15 protein-coding genes are annotated in these 16,524 nt (G+C 70.5%); 3 read left to right on the top strand and 12 right to left on the bottom strand.

The features are described from left to right. Window positions 1-198: 198 nt before the first annotated feature. Window positions 199-1,551: a replication-associated recombination protein A gene (locus OGL88_RS06265; protein ID WP_194648014.1), complete on the bottom strand. Its 1,353-nt coding sequence runs from the start codon at window positions 1,549-1,551 to the stop codon at window positions 199-201. Between the two features lie 129 nt (window positions 1,552-1,680). Between OGL88_RS06265 and OGL88_RS06260 the strand changes: the two genes are divergently transcribed. Both OGL88_RS06260 and OGL88_RS06255 read left to right on the top strand, forming a co-directional pair. Then, window positions 1,681-2,493: a peptidylprolyl isomerase gene (locus OGL88_RS06260; RefSeq protein ID WP_263090601.1), complete on the top strand. Its 813-nt coding sequence runs from the start codon at window positions 1,681-1,683 to the stop codon at window positions 2,491-2,493. 113 nt (window positions 2,494-2,606) lie between these two features. Next, entirely contained in the window at window positions 2,607-3,839 is a 1,233-nt protein-coding gene (locus OGL88_RS06255; RefSeq protein WP_194647852.1) for a DUF349 domain-containing protein, read from the top strand. 66 nt (window positions 3,840-3,905) lie between these two features. Here the strand turns inward: OGL88_RS06255 and OGL88_RS06250 are convergent, their stop codons facing one another. The 5 genes from OGL88_RS06250 to OGL88_RS06230 are packed head-to-tail and all read right to left on the bottom strand — an operon-like array spanning window position 3,906 to window position 7,159. After that, the gene (locus OGL88_RS06250) at window positions 3,906-4,868 is read right to left on the bottom strand and encodes a bifunctional riboflavin kinase/FAD synthetase (RefSeq protein WP_263090600.1); all 963 of its coding nucleotides are present in this window, start codon (window positions 4,866-4,868) and stop codon (window positions 3,906-3,908) included. Between the two features lie 8 nt (window positions 4,869-4,876). Then, window positions 4,877-5,323 carry a hypothetical protein gene (locus OGL88_RS06245; protein ID WP_123339724.1) on the bottom strand — a complete coding sequence of 149 codons (447 nt, stop codon included), beginning with the start codon at window positions 5,321-5,323 and terminating at the stop codon, window positions 4,877-4,879. Window positions 5,324-5,368: 45 nt separating this feature from the next. Next, a complete protein-coding gene (locus OGL88_RS06240) occupies window positions 5,369-5,734 on the bottom strand; it encodes a hypothetical protein (protein ID WP_111083896.1) in 366 nt (121 codons plus the stop codon). Continuing rightward, a complete protein-coding gene (truB, locus tag OGL88_RS06235; RefSeq protein WP_263090599.1) occupies window positions 5,731-6,690 on the bottom strand; it encodes a tRNA pseudouridine(55) synthase TruB in 960 nt (319 codons plus the stop codon). Before truB ends, OGL88_RS06240 begins: the two co-directional genes overlap by 4 nt. A gap of 22 nt (window positions 6,691-6,712) precedes the next feature. After that, window positions 6,713-7,159, bottom strand: coding sequence for a hypothetical protein (locus tag OGL88_RS06230; protein ID WP_263090598.1), 447 nt, complete (start codon window positions 7,157-7,159; stop codon window positions 6,713-6,715). A 22-nt stretch (window positions 7,160-7,181) separates the two neighbouring features. Between OGL88_RS06230 and OGL88_RS06225 the strand changes: the two genes are divergently transcribed. After that, complete coding sequence (locus OGL88_RS06225; RefSeq protein WP_374114425.1) at window positions 7,182-8,102, top strand: A/G-specific adenine glycosylase; 921 nt, start codon at window positions 7,182-7,184, stop codon at window positions 8,100-8,102. Window positions 8,103-8,174: 72 nt separating this feature from the next. Here OGL88_RS06225 and rbfA read toward each other — a convergent pair whose 3' ends face one another. The 6 genes from rbfA to ispG form a co-directional block, all read right to left on the bottom strand. Continuing rightward, entirely contained in the window at window positions 8,175-8,639 is a 465-nt protein-coding gene (gene rbfA / locus OGL88_RS06220; RefSeq protein WP_205462513.1) for a 30S ribosome-binding factor RbfA, read from the bottom strand. A 111-nt stretch (window positions 8,640-8,750) separates the two neighbouring features. Beyond that, window positions 8,751-11,603, bottom strand: coding sequence for a translation initiation factor IF-2 (gene infB / locus OGL88_RS06215; RefSeq protein WP_263090597.1), 2,853 nt, complete (start codon window positions 11,601-11,603; stop codon window positions 8,751-8,753). Between the two features lie 73 nt (window positions 11,604-11,676). Further along, window positions 11,677-11,988, bottom strand: coding sequence for a YlxR family protein (locus OGL88_RS06210; protein WP_205462514.1), 312 nt, complete (start codon window positions 11,986-11,988; stop codon window positions 11,677-11,679). A gap of 66 nt (window positions 11,989-12,054) precedes the next feature. Then, a complete protein-coding gene (nusA, locus tag OGL88_RS06205; protein ID WP_111083890.1) occupies window positions 12,055-13,050 on the bottom strand; it encodes a transcription termination factor NusA in 996 nt (331 codons plus the stop codon). Window positions 13,051-13,224: 174 nt separating this feature from the next. Next, on the bottom strand, window positions 13,225-14,976 hold the full coding sequence (locus tag OGL88_RS06200) for a proline--tRNA ligase (protein ID WP_263090595.1): 1,752 nt from the start codon (window positions 14,974-14,976) through the stop codon (window positions 13,225-13,227). Window positions 14,977-15,352: 376 nt separating this feature from the next. Continuing rightward, window positions 15,353-16,486 carry a flavodoxin-dependent (E)-4-hydroxy-3-methylbut-2-enyl-diphosphate synthase gene (gene ispG, locus OGL88_RS06195; protein ID WP_111083888.1) on the bottom strand — a complete coding sequence of 378 codons (1,134 nt, stop codon included), beginning with the start codon at window positions 16,484-16,486 and terminating at the stop codon, window positions 15,353-15,355. Window positions 16,487-16,524 lie beyond the last annotated feature (38 nt).

The following is a 16,524-nucleotide window of genomic DNA, read 5'->3' as shown; positions in this document are numbered from 1 at the left end:
AATACTCACCGGAGGCCGGGCACACGAGTGCCCGTGGCCCCGACGACGGGATCCAGAGGGATGAGCCTGTGGGATCGGACGGCTACAGTCCGAACCTCTGCCCCCGTACCACCGGAGTGGCACTCTGTCCTCAACGCAGCCGTGCTCGAGGACCAGGACGTAGGCCCGGCAATGCTAGCAGGAACTCGACGTGCCGTCCTACTGCCCGCGGGTGATCTTCCGGAGTCGTTCGAGCCGCGGACCGACCTCGCGCTCGTAGCCGTTCGCCGTCGGGGTGTAGTACTCGGTGCCCTCGAGCGCATCGGGCAGGTACTGCTGCTCGGCGACCCCGTGCTCGGCGTCGTGCGAGTAGACGTAGCCCTTGCCGTGGCCGAGTCGCTTCGCCCCGGCGTAGTGCGCGTCGCGCAGGTGCATCGGCACGGTGCCCATCCGGCCGGCCTTGACGTCCGCCATCGCCGCGTTCACACCGTTGTAGGCGGCGTTCGACTTCGGTGCGGTCGCCAGGTACACGACGGCCTCGGCCAGGGGGATGCGGCCCTCGGGCATGCCGATGAGCTGCACGGCCTGGGCCGCCGCGACGGCGATGGGCAGTGCCTGCGGGTCCGCCATGCCGATGTCCTCGGACGCCGAGATGATGATCCGGCGCGCGATGAACCGGGAGTCCTCGCCCGCCTCGATCATCCGCGCGAGGTAGTGCAGCGCGGCGTCGACGTCGCTCCCCCGCACCGACTTGATGAAGGCGCTGATGACGTCGTAGTGCTCGTCGCCCTGCCGGTCGTACCGCAGCAGCGCACGGTCGACGGCCGCGGCGACGGTGTCCGCGTCGACCACCGGCACGGTGTCGTCGTCGTCGTCCTGGGCCGCGGCAGCCGAGGCAGCAGCAGCCTCGAGCGCCGTGAGGGCGCGTCGGGCGTCACCCGAGGCCAACCGGACGATGGCCCCACGTGCCTCGTCACCGAGGACGACCGCGCCGCCGAGGCCGCGGGGGTCCTCCACCGCACGGTCGACGAGCATGCCGAGGTCGGCGTCGGTGAGCGGCTTGAGCGTCAGGAGCAGGGACCGGGACAGCAGCGGGGAGATGACCGAGAACGACGGGTTCTCGGTCGTGGCCGCGATGAGGATCACCCACCCGTTCTCGACACCGGGCAGCAGGGCGTCCTGCTGCGCCTTGCTGAACCGGTGGATCTCGTCGAGGAACAGCACCGTCGTGGACCCGTACAGGTCGCGGTGGGTGAGGGCCTTCTCCATGACCTCGCGCACGTCCTTGACGCCGGCGGTCACCGCGGAGAGCTCGACGAACTCGCGCCCGGACTGCCGCGCGATGGCCTGCGCCAACGTGGTCTTGCCGGTGCCGGGAGGACCCCAGAGGATGACCGACACACCGCCCGGGTTGTCGCGGGTGCCGGTGGCGAGCTGCACGAGCGGTGACCCGCGGCCGAGCAGGTGCTGTTGGCCGGCGACCTCGTCGAGGCTGGTCGGGCGCATCCGCACCGCGAGCGGGACGGAGCCCTGCGCGAGACCGGCGCGACCGCCCGTCGTGGGCGCACGCATGCTCGAACGGTCCGCTGCCATGCACCAATCGTAGGCCGACCCACTGACAGCCCCGCGCCTCCCAGGCCGTTGATGGTGACGACTCGGATACGCTCGTTCCACACTGCGACGAGAGGGCAGAACAGCACCGTGGCACCGAAGAACCCAGCGCGCGACAACCGCGAGGCGCGCGAGCGCCTCCGTCTCTACCAGGCCCGCCAGGGACTCCACGACCGGCAGCGTCGTCGGCGGGTGCGCGACAACCTGGTCGGCGCCGGTGCCCTCGTGCTGGTCGCCGCCCTGGCCACCGGGTCGCAGCTCGCCTTCGCGGGCTCGCAGGGGAACGGGTCGGCAGACGCCAGCGCGAGCGCCACCGCCACACCGACGCCCTCGGCCAGCGCCACGGCGGCGAACACGGGCGACGTGCCGAGCAAGGAGATCGCCAAGGGCGCGACCTGGACGGGCTCGCTGACGCTCAACAAGTCGATCGACCTCGGCATCGAGCTGGACGGCGCGAAGGCCCCGCAGGCCGCGAGCGTCGAGATCTCGTTGATCAGGGAGCAGTTCTACAACGGCACCACCTGCCACCGGCTGGCCGACAGCGACGGGCTGAAGTTCCTGCAGTGCGGTTCGGCGAACGGCGACGGCACGGGCGACGCCGGGTTCGAGTACGGCCCGCTCGAGAACGTCCCGAGCGACGGCGTCTACGACGAGGGCACCATCGCGATCGCGCGATCGACGTCGCCGTACTCGCAGTCGACCCAGTTCTTCATCGTCTACGGCGACACCACGCTCGACAGCTCCACGGGCGGCTACACGGTCGTCGGGAAGGTCACGAGCGGCCTGTCCGAACTCGAGTCGAAGATCGCCGCGAAGGGCATCTCGTCGCCCGGCCAGGACGGCACCGGTGAGCCGAAGGTGGCGACGACGATCACCTCCGCGACCATCGCCCAGGAGAAGTAGTCCACAAGCCGTTGCGCGCGGCGGGCCGCGGAGCCCGTCCGTGCAATAGGCTGACGACCTGACCGTGCCGACGGTGACGTCGGCGATGCACGACCACGATCGAGGCGAGACCTGTGGGATCTGACGAAGCAACGACCTGGGGGCGGGTCGACGAGAACGGGACCGTGTACGTCCGGTACGAAGAGACCGAACGTGCTGTCGGTGAGTACCCGGACGCCACCCCCGAAGAAGCCCTCGCCTACTTCGCGCGGAAGTACGCCGACCTCGAGGGACAGGTGAAGATCGCCGAGCAGCGCGTCCAGCGTGGTGCGTCGGCGAACGACGTCGCCCGGACGGTCGAGCACCTGACGACCCTGGTGGCCGAAGCCCGCGTGGTCGGTGACATCAAGTCACTCGAGACCCGGGTGGGCGCGCTCACCGAGCAGCTCGGCTCGCTCACCAAGGAGCAGGCGGAACAGGCACAGCAGGCGCTGAACGACGCCCTCGCGCACCGTGCGGCCCTGGTCGAAGAGGCAGAGGCACTCGCGGCGGTCGACCCGGCACGCGCGCAGTGGAAGCAGATCACGGCGCAGCTCGACGACGTGTTCGCCCGGTGGCAGCAGCACCAGCACGACGGCCCGCGCATCCCCAAGAACGAGGCGAACGAGCTCTGGAAGCGGTTCCGCGCAGCGCGCTCCACGGTCGACCAGCACCGTCGCGCGTTCTACTCCGAGCTGGACGCGCAGCACCGCGACGCCCGCACCCGCAAGCAGGAACTCGTGTCGCAGGCCGAGGCACTCGCGTCACGCGGGTCCGACGCGATCCCGGACTACCGCCAGCTCCTCGACGACTGGAAGAACGCCGGGCGTGCCGGCAAGCGCCACGACGACGCCCTCTGGGCGCGGTTCAAGGCCGCCGGCGACGTGCTCTTCGAGCAGCGCCACGCCGAGAGCGCGGCCGAGGACGAAGAGTTCTCCGGCAACCTCGAGGCGAAGCAGGCCCTGCTCACCGAGGCCGAGCCGCTGCTCAAGGCGACCGACCGGGTGGCGGCGCGCAAGACCCTGACCGGCATCCAGCGCCGCTGGGACGAGGTCGGCAAGGTCCCCCGCGGGGACGTCCGCCGCATCGAGGACCGCCTGCGTGCGATCGAGGACCACGTGCGTGGGCTCGAGGACGCGCACTGGAAGGAGTCCAACCCGGAGCGCAAGGCCCGGCAGACCGGACTCGCGAGCCAGCTCGAGGACGCCATCGGCAAGCTCGAGTCCGAGCTCGCCGACGCGCAGGCCTCCGGCGACGCCCGGAAGATCAAGGACGCCCAGGAAGCGCTCGACGCCCGCAAGATCTGGCTCGACGCCCTCGGCAGCTAGTCACCGCACACGACGACGCCCCCGCGACCGATCGGTCGCGGGGGCGTCGTCGTGTGGCGCCGCCGTTCAAACCGGCGTGGGCAGGCCCAGCAGCAACCGGATGTCGAGGTCGTCCTGCCGCATCTGCGCGGCGAGCTCGTCCATCGAGTCGAACTTCACCATGCCGCGCACGTAGGACACGAACAGCACCGAGATGCGATCGCCGTACAGGTCGAGGTCGACGTCGAGCAGGTGCGCCTCGATCTGCTTGGCGGGCACACCCTCGAACGTCGGGTTGTTGCCGACCGAGACTGCTGCCGGGTACACCGTGCCGTCGTGCAGCACCCGAGCGGCGTAGACGCCGTCGGCCGGCGCGAACCCCTCGAACGCCGGGTCGAGGTTCGCCGTCGGGTACCCCATGGCGCGCCCGCGCTGGTTGCCGTGCACGACCGTGCTGCGGACCGCGTGCTCACGCCCGAGCAACCGAGCAGCCTCGGCCACCCGCCCGTCGCCGAGGAGTTCACGGATCCAGGTCGACGAGACGCGTCGCTCGCCGTCGGGGCGGACGTCGTCCACCAGGTCGACGTCGTCGATGAGCTCGACCGTGAAGCCGTGCTGCTCCCCCAGGGTGCGGAGCAGGGCGACGTCACCGGCACCCTTCGCCCCGAAGCGGAAGTCGCTGCCGACGAAGACGAGCCGGGCGTGCAGGGTGTCGACGAGGATCTCGGACACGAACGCCTCGGGCGACTTCGACTGCAGTTCCTCGTCGAAGCGGAGCAGCAGGGTGGCGTCGACCCCGGCGTCGTCGAGGAGCTCGCGCCGCTGCGCCGTGCTCGTGAGCGCCGGCGGGACGTGCTGCGGGTCGATGACGTTGAGGGGGTGCCGGTCGAACGTCACCACGGTGGCGACCAGGCCCTGTTCGTGGGCGGCGCGCTCCAGGTGCGCGATCACCGCGCGGTGTCCGACGTGCACGCCGTCGAACTTGCCGATCGTGACGGCGCTCGGACCGAAGCCCTCGGCCACGTCGGCGATGTCGTCGTAGAACTGCACGGCTGCTCCTACTCGCCCACGGGGGCGGTGGTCGATGCGGGCACCGGTTCGACCGTCGCGGTGCGGTGGTGCTTGCGGAGCCACCAGAGTCCGGCGATCGGCAGCACCAGCGGCGCGAAGGCGTAGCCCATGCCGTAGTACGACCAGATCGTGTCGTCGGGGAAGAGCTGCCGGTCGAACAGCGAGAGCGTGCCGATGACGAGCACACCGGTCATCTCGAACACGATCGTGACGCACGCGACGCGGTACCAGAAGCGTCCGGGCACGATCAGGGCGATCATCGCCACGATGTACACAACGGCGGCGATGGCACTCACCGTGTACGCGAACGGTGCGAACGAGAACTTCTCGATGATCTGGACGACGCTCCGGCCCGTCGCCGCCAGGGCGAGGATGCCGTACACGGCGATGAGGACGCGGCCGATGCCGGTCGCGAGTGAGGATCTGGTCGCCATTGCACCGATTCTACCGACGTGCGCGGACCACCATGACGCTCGGCGTCAGTTCAGGGCGAACCAGATCTGGTACATCCGGTAGATCATGACCGCGACGGTGAACGCGCCGGCACCGAGGACGACGGTGCTCCACTTCGTGCGGTCCACGAGCGCCCAGACGATGGCCGCCGGCGGTACCAGGAGCACCGACACGGCGTAGACCCCGAACTCGAGGGCGTTGCCGTCCGGCGGGCTGCCCGTCGCTGGCAGCACGATCGAGATGACGCCCTGCACCAGGAGCAGGACCTCGATGAGCGCGAGCGACCCCACGGTGTAGTCGTTCGGCTTCCAGCCGATGAACCCGACCACGACGGCGAACAGCCCGGCCAGGACCGCGACGACGAGCTGGACCCACATGAACCACTCGATCACGCGTGCGCCTCGTTCTGCGACGCCGGAGCAGCCGGCGCCGGGAAGTTCGTGATGACCCGGAGCAGTCCGCGCCGGACCGAGACCAGGCCGACGAGACGGTCGTCGTCGACGGCGACCGCGGCCACCGGGTCGTCCGAGTCCGGGTGGTCGGCTGCGACGCGCTTGCCGTCGGTCAGGTCCTTCGCCGCGGCCGCGTCGAGCGACACCGACGAGAACAACCTGCGTGCCACGTCGGCCGGACGGGCGAGCGCCGCGCGGACGTCGACGGCGTCGTCCTCGAGGTCGATCGCGTCGGCCACGTCGAAGGGACCGACCTGGGTGCGGCGGAGCGCGGTGAGGTGCGCGCCGGTGCCGAGGGTGGCGCCGACGTCGCGAGCGAGGGCCCGGACGTACGTGCCCGACGAGCAGGTCACGACGACGTCGAGGTCGACGACTGCCACCTCGGCACCGTCGACCGTGACGGTGCGGTCGTTCCGGCCGGTGACGTCGAACCGCGAGACGGTGACCGTGCGGGACTTCAGCTCGACGGTCTCGCCCTTGCGCGCCAAGTCGTACGCGCGGCGCCCGTCGACCTTGATCGCGCTGACGGTGGACGGGACCTGGTCGATCCGACCGCGCTGCAGGGCGACGGCACGTTCGACGGACTCGTCCGAGACGTCGGCTTCGGCGATGCCGGTCGCGGCGGTCGGGGTGCCGTCGGCGTCGTCGGAGTCCGTGGACACGCCGAGCCGGATCGTGGCGGTGTAGGTCTTGCCGAGGCCCACCAGGTGGGTGAGCAGCCGGGTGGAGTGCCCGATCCCCAGGAGCAGCAGCCCGGTGGCCATCGGGTCGAGGGTCCCCGCGTGCCCGACCTTCTTCAGACCGAGGCGGCGGCGGGCGATCGACACGACGCGGTGGCTGGAGATCCCCTGCGGTTTGTCGACGAGGAGGATGCCGTCCGGCACGGTTTCGAGCACCAGAGGAGATTACCAGCGCCGGTCAGCAGGCGTCGTTCCACTCGCGACGGGGGTGCCCGGGATCGGTGACGTCGAGGACGGCGGAGGCGGCGATCTTGACGTCCGCCCGGCGTTCCAGCCGACCGGCTTCCTGCTCCACCCACAGCGACCAGCGCCAGAGCCCGCGGACCCCCGGGGCCAGCAGGCCGTGCCCGTGCACGACCAGCACACCGTCACCGGCGCCGGTCGTGCGGAACGGGGTGACCACCTCGGCACGCAGCGTGTCGGGGTCGGTGGACGGCGCAGCAGCGGCCATCGCGGACACCCCGTGCTGCTCGAAACCGGCCACCAGCGTGGCGGCGACGTGTTCGAGATCGGTGCCGTCCTGCCCGTCGATGCCGATGACGGTCCGGTTCGTGCCGACCTGCGCGATCACCTCAGCAGCGATCGCGGCCATCGTGTCGGTCTCTTCGGGTGCCCAGCGTGCCATGCGTCCACCGTAGGCTGTCGTGGTGAACGCGAGCAGGGCCTCCCGACCGGACGTGGAGAACGCGGGCGTCCCCGACATCGCGACCCCGTTGACCACCTGGTTCCGACAGGAAGCCCGCGACCTGCCGTGGCGTCGCCCCGGCTTCCCCGCGTGGGGCACCCTGGTCAGCGAGATCATGCTGCAGCAGACGCAGGTCGCGCGCGTGATCCCCCGACTGGAGGCGTGGCTCACCCGGTGGCCGACGCCTGCGGACCTCGCGGCATCACCCCCGGCGGACGCGGTGCGTGCCTGGGACCGGCTCGGGTACCCGAGACGCGCGCTCGCGCTGCACGCGGCGGCCACGGCGATCGCGACCGAGCACGGCAACGTCGTCCCACGGGACGTCGAGGCGCTGCTCGCGCTGCCGGGTATCGGCGACTACACCGCACGGGCCGTCGCGGTGTTCGCGTACGGCGACCGCCACCCCGTCGTCGACGTCAACGTGCGGCGGGTCCTGAAGCGTGCGCTCCTGGGCCAGGGCGAGCCCGGGCCGGCGAAGGCCAAGGACGACCTGCCGCTGATGGAGTCCGTGCTGCCGGCCGACCGCGACGACGCCGCTGCGACGAACGCGGCGGTGATGGAGCTCGGAGCACTCGTCTGCGTCGCCCGCTCCCCCGCGTGCGACGCGTGCCCGATCGCGGACCGCTGCGCCTGGCGTGCGGCCGGGTACCCCGAACACGACGGGCCACGCGCCCCGAAGCAGGCGAAGTTCGCCGGCAGCGACCGGCAGGTGCGCGGGCTCATCATGGCCGAGCTGCGCGCGAGCGACGTGCCGGTCGCCCGGTCGGAGATCGAACCGGTCTGGCCGGACGCCGAGCAGCGGGACCGGGCCCTCGCGTCGCTGCTGCGCGACGGGCTGGCGGTCGGCGACGACACCACCGGGTACCGCCTGCCGGACGCCTGACGCTCCGCTGGGCACGACGCACGAACGCCCCGCTGCGCACGGGGCGCAGCGGGGCGTTCGGACGGGCGGTGACTACGCCCGCGCGGTGTCCTGCTCGTCGTCGGACTCGTCGTCCTCGTCCTCGTCGTGCTTGTACGGGTCGGCGTCGCCGGCGAACGTCGCACCGACCGACGCGGCTCGGACCTGCTGGTCGCGCACCTGGGCCTGCACGAGCAGGTCCTCCATGTGCGCCGAGGTCTCCGGCAGTGCGTCGGCGATGAACTCGAGCGACGGGGTGAGCCGCGCCGTGATGTTCTTGCCGACCTCGGAGCGGAGCATGCCGGTCGCGGCCTTGAGTGCCGCGGCGGAGTCGGCGCGCTCCTCGTCGGTGCCGTACACGGTGTAGAAGACCGATGCGTGCTGCAGGTCTCCGGTCACGCGGACGTCGGTGATCGTCACGAACCCGAGACGCGGGTCGCGCAGACCCTTGTCGAGACGGCGTGCGACGACTTCCTTGATGCGGTCCGCCATCTTGCGTGCGCGCTGCGGATCGGCCATGGGTGCCTCCTGAGGCAGTGGCGGGACGTTTCCCACCGGTGGTTCTGCGTGGAAAGGGGTCGGGCCCCGACCTCCCGCGACGGGAGGCCGGGGCCCAGGGTAGTCACACGATCAGTCGCGCGGCTTCTCGACGAGCTCGGTCGTCTCGATCTCGTCACCGATCTGGAGATCGTTGAACTTGCCCAGGCCGATACCGGCCTCGAAGTCCGTGCGGACCTCGGTGACGTCGTCCTTGAAGCGGCGGAGCGACTCGATCGCCAGTCCGTCGGCCAGGACCACACCGTCACGGATGACGCGCGCCTTGGCGTTGCGCGTGATCGTGCCGGAGCGGACGATGACACCCGCGATGTTGCCGAACTTCGAGGAGCTGAAGACCTCGCGGATCTCGGCGACACCGGACTGGACCTCTTCGTACTCGGGCTTGAGCATGCCCTTGAGGGACTGCTCGATGTCGTCGAGTGCGTTGTAGATGACCGAGTAGAAGCGCACGTCGATGCCTTCGCGCGCCGCACGCTCACGGGCCTTGACGTCCGGACGGACGTTGAAGCCGACCACGATGGCGTTGTCGATCGTGGCGAGGTCGATGTCCGACTCCGTGATCGCACCGACACCGCGGTGGAGGATGCGGAGCTGGACGCTGTCGTCGACCTCGATGTCCAGGAGCGACTGCTCGAGTGCCTCGACGGCACCGGAGACGTCACCCTTGATGATGAGGTTGAGCGAGTCGACCTTGCCCTCTTCGAGTGCACGGGTGAAGTCCTCGAGCGAGATGCGCTTGCGGGCCTTGGCCAGCTGGGCGTTGCGCTCGGCGGCTTCACGCTTCTCGGCGATCTGACGTGCCGTGCGGTCCTCTTCGGTGACGAGGAACGTGTCACCGGCGCGGGGCACCGAGGACAGGCCCTGCACCTGGACCGGGCGGCTCGGCGTGGCGGCCTTGACCGCGACACCGTTCTCGTCGGTCATCGCACGGACGCGGCCGTAGGCCGTGCCCGCCACGATGGCGTCGCCGACGTGCAGCGTTCCGGACTGGATGAGGACGGTCGCCACCGCACCGCGGCCCTTGTCGAGCCGTGCTTCGATCGCGACGCCGCGGGCGTCCTTGTCGGGGTTCGCACGCAGGTCGAGCCCGGCGTCAGCGGTCAGCAGCACGGCGTCCAGGAGCTCCTGGATGCCGATGTTCTGCCGAGCCGAGACGTCGACGAACATGACGTCTCCGCCGTACTCCTCCGCCACCAAGTTGTACTCGGTGAGCTGCTGGCGGACCTTGGCCGGGTTCGCGCCTTCCTTGTCGATCTTGTTCACCGCGACCACGATCGGCACGTTGGCCGACTGCGCGTGGTTCAGCGCCTCGATCGTCTGGGGCATGATGCCGTCGTCCGCCGCGACCACGAGGATCGCGATGTCGGTGACCTGCGCACCACGAGCACGCATGGCCGTGAAGGCCTCGTGACCCGGGGTGTCGATGAACGTGATCGGACGCTCGATGCCCTCGTGCTCGGTGACGATCTGGTACGCACCGATGTGCTGGGTGATGCCACCGGCTTCACCCTCGACGACCTTCGAGTTCCGGATCGCGTCGAGCAGTCGCGTCTTACCGTGGTCGACGTGACCCATGACGGTCACGACGGGGGGACGGACCTGCAGGACGGAGTCGTCCTCGTCGGCGTACTCGGCATCGATGTCGATGTCGAAGCCCTCGAGGAGCTCCTTGTCCTCGTCCTCGGGCGAGACGATCTGGATCTTGTAGCCCAGCTCGTCACCGAGGACCTCGAACGTGGCCTCGTCCAGCGACTCGGTCGCGGTCGCCATCTCACCGAGGTGGAACAGCACCGTGACCAGGTTGCCGGGCATGGCGTCGATCTTGTCCGCGAAGTCCGAGATGCTCGCACCGCGACGGAGTCGGACGACCGTGTTGCCGTCGCCACGAGGGACCTGCACACCGCCGAGCGACGGGGCCTGACGCATCTCGTACTCGGCGCGCTTCGTCCGCTTCGACTTGCGGGCACGGCTCTTGCCGCCACCGCGACCGAACGCACCGGCGGTACCACCACCGGGGCCACGACCACGGCCACCGCCACCGGCGGGACGCGGGCCGCTGAAGGCCGGACGCGGGAAGCCGCCACCGGCACCGCCGCCGGCACCCGGACGGGCGCCACCGGGGCCGCCACGACCGCCACCCTGGCCGGGGCGCTGCCCGAAGCCGTTGGGACGGTTCGCCTGACCGGGTCCACCCGGACGCGGTGCACCCGGACGCGGGACGCCGGGACGCGGGGGCTGCGGACGCGGGATGCCCGCTCCACCGGCACCAGCGGCGGGGCGCTGGCCCATGCCCTGGTTCGAGGCGAAGGGGTTGTTGCCGGGGCGCGGCGGGCGCGAGCCCATGCCCTGGTTCGACGCGTAGGGGTTGTTGCCCGGACGTGCGCCGGGCTTCGGGCCACCGGGCTTCGGGCCGGCAGCGGCGGGCTTGGCACTGGAGCCGGGCTTCACCGCGTCGGTCTTCGGCTCGTCACCGGTCGAGTCGGCCGGCTGCGTGGCAGCCTGCTGCTCGGCGGCGGCCTTCTCGGCACGGGCCTTCTGTGCGGCCTCGGCCTCGGCCTGTCGCTGGGCGACGGACTTCGGTGCGGCCGGGGTCGGCACGTCCTCGGCAGCAGGTGCTGCCTGGACCTCGGGCTCCGGTGCGGGTGCCGGACGGACCGGGCCGGGGCGCGGGCCGCCGGGCTTCGGCGCGCCAGAGGCGGACGTGCTGCTCTTCGCCGGCGTGCTCGGCGCGGGGGCCGAGGCTGCGGGCTTGGATGCCGGGACACCGTCCGCCTGCAGGGCGGCACGGAGCTTCCGGGCAACGGGGGGCTCGATGCTCGAGCTGGCACCCCGGACGAACTCTCCGAGCTCCTTGAGCTTCTCGAGTGCGGTCTTGCTGTCGACGCCGAGTTCGCTTGCGATCTCGTGTACGCGTGGTTTAGCCACTGTTCTCCTTCACGGGTCCCACCCCGTAAAGGGCAGGACTCAATGGATGACGGGTCTCATTTCGAGCCGCTCATCAGTTGTCCATAAGCCGTTCAGCCTGTTCTGTCATGTCCGGGCGCTCGGTCGACGCTCGTGAGAGGCCGACGATGTGGTCGAGCACCGCGGACGTGTCGGGATCGCGATCCAACCGGAGCGCACGGCGGAAAGCCCTGCGCTTGACGGCCAGATCGTAGGCATCGACGGTCGGTGTGAGCCATGCTCCCCGGCCCGGCATGACTGCCTTCGGATCCGCCACGACGCGGCCATCGCCCAGGGCGACGACTCGGAGGAGTGAGGATCGGGAAGCGCGACGACGACTGCCGATGCACGTTCTGACGGGAACCACTCTACTCCTTGCCTCGGACGTCCGCGATCCGGCGCGCCCTTCTGGGCACGCCGGCGGCGAAATCGCCTAGTCGTCGCCGTCCAGGATGGAGTCCGGCTGGATGTCGATCCGGGCCCCGGTGAGCTTGGCGGCCAGGCGGGCGTTCTGCCCCTCCTTGCCGATCGCGAGCGACAGCTGGTAGTCGGGCACGAGCGCGCGGACGGCCTTGGTCGACGCGTCGAGCACGAAGGCGCTGGTCACCTTGGCCGGCGACAGGGCGCTCGCGACGAACGCCGACAGGTCCGGGGACCAGTCCACGATGTCGACCTTCTCGGCACCCAGCTCGTTGGTGACGGCACGCACGCGCGCACCGAGCTCGCCGATGCAGGCACCCTTCGCGTTGACGCCGGGCTCGTTCGCCTTGACCGCGATCTTCGTGCGGTGGCCGGCTTCGCGCGCGAGCGAGGTGATCTCCACGACGCCCGAGGCGATCTCCGGCACCTCGAGGGCGAAGAGCTTCCGGACCAGGCCCGGGTGCGTGCGCGACACGGTGATCTGCGGGCCCTTGTTGCCGCGGGCGACGCTCGTCACGTACACACGGATGCGTGAACCGTGGGCGTAGGACTCGCCCGGCACCTGCTCTTCGGGCGGCAGGATCGCCTCGACCGTACCGAGGTCGACCATCACCATGCGCGGGTTCGGCCCCTGCTGGACCACGCCGGCGACGATGTCGCCTTCCTTGCCGCGGAACTCGCCGAGGATCTTGTCGTCGCCGATGTCGCGCAGGCGCTGGTTGATGACCTGCTTCGCCGCGAACGCCGCGATGCGGCCGAAGTCGCTGGGCTGGTCGACGGCTTCGCCGATGACGGTGCCCTCGTCGTCGAGCTCGGGGACGTAGACGCTGACCTCGCCGGACTTGCGGTCGAGCTCGACACGCGACTGCGCGTGGGCCGGCTCGCCGTTCTCCTCGGCGTGCTTCTGGTAGGCGGTCAGGATGGCAGATTCGATGATCTGGACCAGTTCGTCGAACGGGATCTCCCGCTCGCGCTCCATGAGTCGCAGGACTGCGAGATCGATCTTCACCGAGGTGCCTCCGTATTCAGATGAGTCGCTCCTGCGGATGGAACCGTCGCAGAAGTCGGCCACAAGCGTACCGCACTGCGGCTCGCGGACCCGAGCCGAGACGGACGGGAGGCCCGTGGCGGCGTCGCCACGGGCCTCCCGTCCGTCAGGTGCGCACGTCCAGGACGCGACCCGCTAGATCGCGCGGACCGCGTCGAGCAGCTCGGCGACCGGCACGTCGCGGCGTTCGCCGCTGGCCCGGTTCCACAGCTCGACGACGCCGTCGGCGGCGCCGCGGCCGGCGACGACCACGATCGGCATGCCGAGCAGCTCCGCGTCGCGCAGCTTGACGCCCGGCGACACCTTCGGACGGTCGTCGTAGAGCACGTCGAACCGCTCGCCCTCGAGCTCGGCGACGATCGACGTCGCCAGGTCGTAGGCGACCTGGTCACGGCCGGTCGCGACGATGTGCACGTCGAACGGCGCGACGTTCTTCGGCCAGGCCAGGCCCTTCTCGTCGTTGTGGGCCTCGGCCAGGATCGCCACGATGCGCGTCACGCCGATGCCGTACGAGCCCATCGTGACCGTCGCGAGCTTGCCGTTCTCGTCCTGCACCTTGAGGCCCAGGGCCTCGGCGTACTTGCGGCCGAGCTGGAAGACGTGCCCGATCTCCATGCCGCGGGCGGTCTCGAGCGGACCGGAGCCGTCCGGCGACGGGTCCCCTGCACGGACGTCGGAGACCTCGGCGACACCGTCGGCCACGAAGTCACGGCCGGCGACCAGGCCCGAGACGTGCACGCCGCGCTCGTTGGCGCCGGTGACCCAGGCGGTGCCGTCGACCACACGCGGGTCGACGAAGTACCGGATGCCCGTGGCACTGTCGGCGCCGAGGACCTGCGGGCCGATGTAGCCCTTGACCAGGCCCTTGTGCTTCTTGAAGTCGTCGTCGCCTGCGGCTTCGACCTCGGCCGGCGCGAACGCCACCTCGGCGCGCTTGAGGTCGACGTCACGGTCACCGGGGAGTCCGACGGCCACGACCTCTCGGGTGCCGTCGAGGTGGGTGAGCGCGAGCACGACGTTCTTGAGCGTGTCCGCCGCGGTCCACGGCGCGCCGTCCCGCGGCGCGACCTCATTCGCGTGGGCGACGAGCGTGTCGATCGTCGGGGTGTCCGACGACGGCAGGAGCACCGCGTCGGGCTGGCCCTCGATCGGCAGCGACGCGGGCACGGGCGTGACGTAGGCCTCGACGTTCGCCGCGTAGCCGTCGGCGCTGCGGACGAAGGTGTCCTCGCCCACGGCGATCGGGTGCAGGAACTCCTCCGACTTGGAGCCGCCCATCGCACCGGCGTCCGCCTTGACGATGACGTACTCGAGGCCGAGGCGCGCGAAGATCTTCTCGTACGCGTCGCGCATGACCTGGTAGCTGCGCTCGAGGCCCTCGTCGGTGAGGTCGAACGAGTACGCGTCCTTCATGGTGAACTCGCGACCGCGCAGCAGACCCGCGCGCGGGCGTGCTTCGTCGCGGTACTTGTCCTGGATCTGGAACAGCGTGACGGGGAGGTCCTTGTACGACGAGTACAGGTCCTTCACCAGCAGCGCGAACATCTCTTCGTGCGTGGGGGCGAGCAGGTAGTCGGACCCCTTGCGGTCCTGCAGGCGGAACATGCCGTCGCCGTACTCGGTCCAGCGGTTCGTCGCTTCGTACGGCTCGCGCGGCAGCAGCGCCGGCAGGAGCACTTCCTGCGCACCGGCAGCGACCATCTCGTCGCGGATGATCCCCTCGATCTTGGCGCGCACCCGGAGACCGAGCGGCAACCAGGCGAAGATCCCCGGGGACTGGCGACGGACGTACCCGGCGCGGACGAGCAGCTTGTGGCTCGTCACCTCGGCGTCGGAGGGGTCGTCGCGGAGCGTACGGAGGAACAGATGCGAAAGCCGTGTGACCACGAGGCCAGCCTAGCGGCGTGCGCCGACGGCGCGGCACGGGAGGGGGCGCACCCTGCGAGGTTCGCCGTACGGTGCGAGGTCCGGGCTTGCGCCGCACCGTGCGAGGTTCGCCGCACGGTGCGGCGCAAGCCGCATCGTGCGGTGTCACAAGCGCGCACCGGACTGCTGTCCCGTCACGGGTTCGCGAAGTCCGCACGGCGCGAACGGGACGCCCGGGGCCAGGCCGCCACGGGCCTCCCGTCCGGGCCGCTCACGACGCTCGTCGCGGCCGGACGCGCACCGTGCGAGCTTCACCGATCGGTGCGGCCCGCTGACCCCGCACCGAGCCGTCAACCCGGCACACGGTGGCGGAATCCGCGCCGTGCCGGAGCGCGAGCTACGGGGTGGTGATGACCTCGGGGCTGCCGAGCGCGGCCTCCGGCCCCATCTCGTCGGCGATGCGGTTCGCCTCGGCGATGAGGGTCTGCACGATCTCGTGCTCCGGAACCGTCTTGACGACCTTGCCCTTGACGAAGATCTGGCCCTTGCCGTTGCCCGACGCCACGCCGAGGTCGGCCTCGCGTGCCTCGCCCGGTCCGTTCACGACGCAGCCCATGACGGCGACGCGCAGGGGGACGGACATGCCCTCGAGCCCCTTGGTGACGTCGTTCGCCAGCTGGTAGACGTCGACCTGGGCCCGGCCGCAGCTCGGGCACGAGACGATCTCGAGCTTGCGCTCGCGCAGGTTGAGCGACTGCAGGATCTGCAGGCCGACCTTCACCTCTTGCGCGGGCGGCGCGGACAGGGACACGCGGATGGTGTCACCGATGCCCTCGGCCAGCAGGATGCCGAACGCGGTGGCGCTCTTGATGGTGCCCTGGAACTCGGGGCCGGCCTCGGTCACACCGAGGTGCAACGGCCAGTCGCCGGCGGCGGCGAGCTGGCGGTACGCCTTGACCATGACGATCGGGTCGTTGTGCTTGACCGAGATCTTGAAGTCGTGGAAGTCGTGCTCCTCGAACAGGCTGGCTTCCCACACGGCGGACTCGACGAGCGCCTCGGGCGTGGCCTTGCCGTACTTCTGCAGCAGGCTCGGTTCGAGTGACCCGGCGTTGACGCCGATGCGGAGCGACACGCCTGCAGCCTTCGCCGCGGCGGCGATCGCACCGACCTGGTCGTCGAACTTGCGGATGTTGCCCGGGTTCACGCGGACCGCGGCACAGCCGGCGTCGATCGCCTGGAACACGTACTTGGGCTGGAAGTGGATGTCGGCGATGACCGGGATCTGCGACTTCTTCGCGATGATCGGCAGCGCGTCGGCGTCTTCCTGCGTCGGCACGGCGACCCGGACGATGTCGCAGCCCGAGGCCGTGAGCTCGGCGATCTGCTGCAGCGTCGCGTTGATGTTCGTCGTCGGGGTCGTGGTCATCGACTGGACGGACACCGGAGCGTCGCCACCCACGAGCACCTTGCCGACCCGGATCTGGCGCGACTTGCGTCGGGGGGCGAGGGTTTCGGGCGACTTGGGCATACCGAGGTTCACAGCGGGCACGTGAGCACTCTACGCGC

The sequence above is a fragment of the Curtobacterium sp. RIT-PI-V genome (assembly GCF_025642935.1).
In the GTDB taxonomy this organism is placed as follows: Bacteria; Actinomycetota; Actinomycetes; order Actinomycetales; family Microbacteriaceae; genus Curtobacterium.
Note: the sequence above shows the minus strand (reverse complement) of the source record. Positions and strands in the feature narration are given on the sequence as shown.

Coding starts and splice junctions, on each gene's coding strand:
- rbfA (WP_205462513.1), bottom strand. CDS start 8,639: ATGGCCGATCCGCAGCGCGCACGCAAGATGGCGGACCGCATCAAGGAA.
- OGL88_RS06265 (WP_194648014.1), bottom strand. CDS start 1,551: ATGCGTGCGCCCACGACGGGCGGTCGCGCCGGTCTCGCGCAGGGCTCC.
- ispG (WP_111083888.1), bottom strand. CDS start 16,486: ATGCCCAAGTCGCCCGAAACCCTCGCCCCCCGACGCAAGTCGCGCCAG.
- OGL88_RS06230 (WP_263090598.1), bottom strand. CDS start 7,159: ATGGCACGCTGGGCACCCGAAGAGACCGACACGATGGCCGCGATCGCT.
- OGL88_RS06245 (WP_123339724.1), bottom strand. CDS start 5,323: ATGGCGACCAGATCCTCACTCGCGACCGGCATCGGCCGCGTCCTCATC.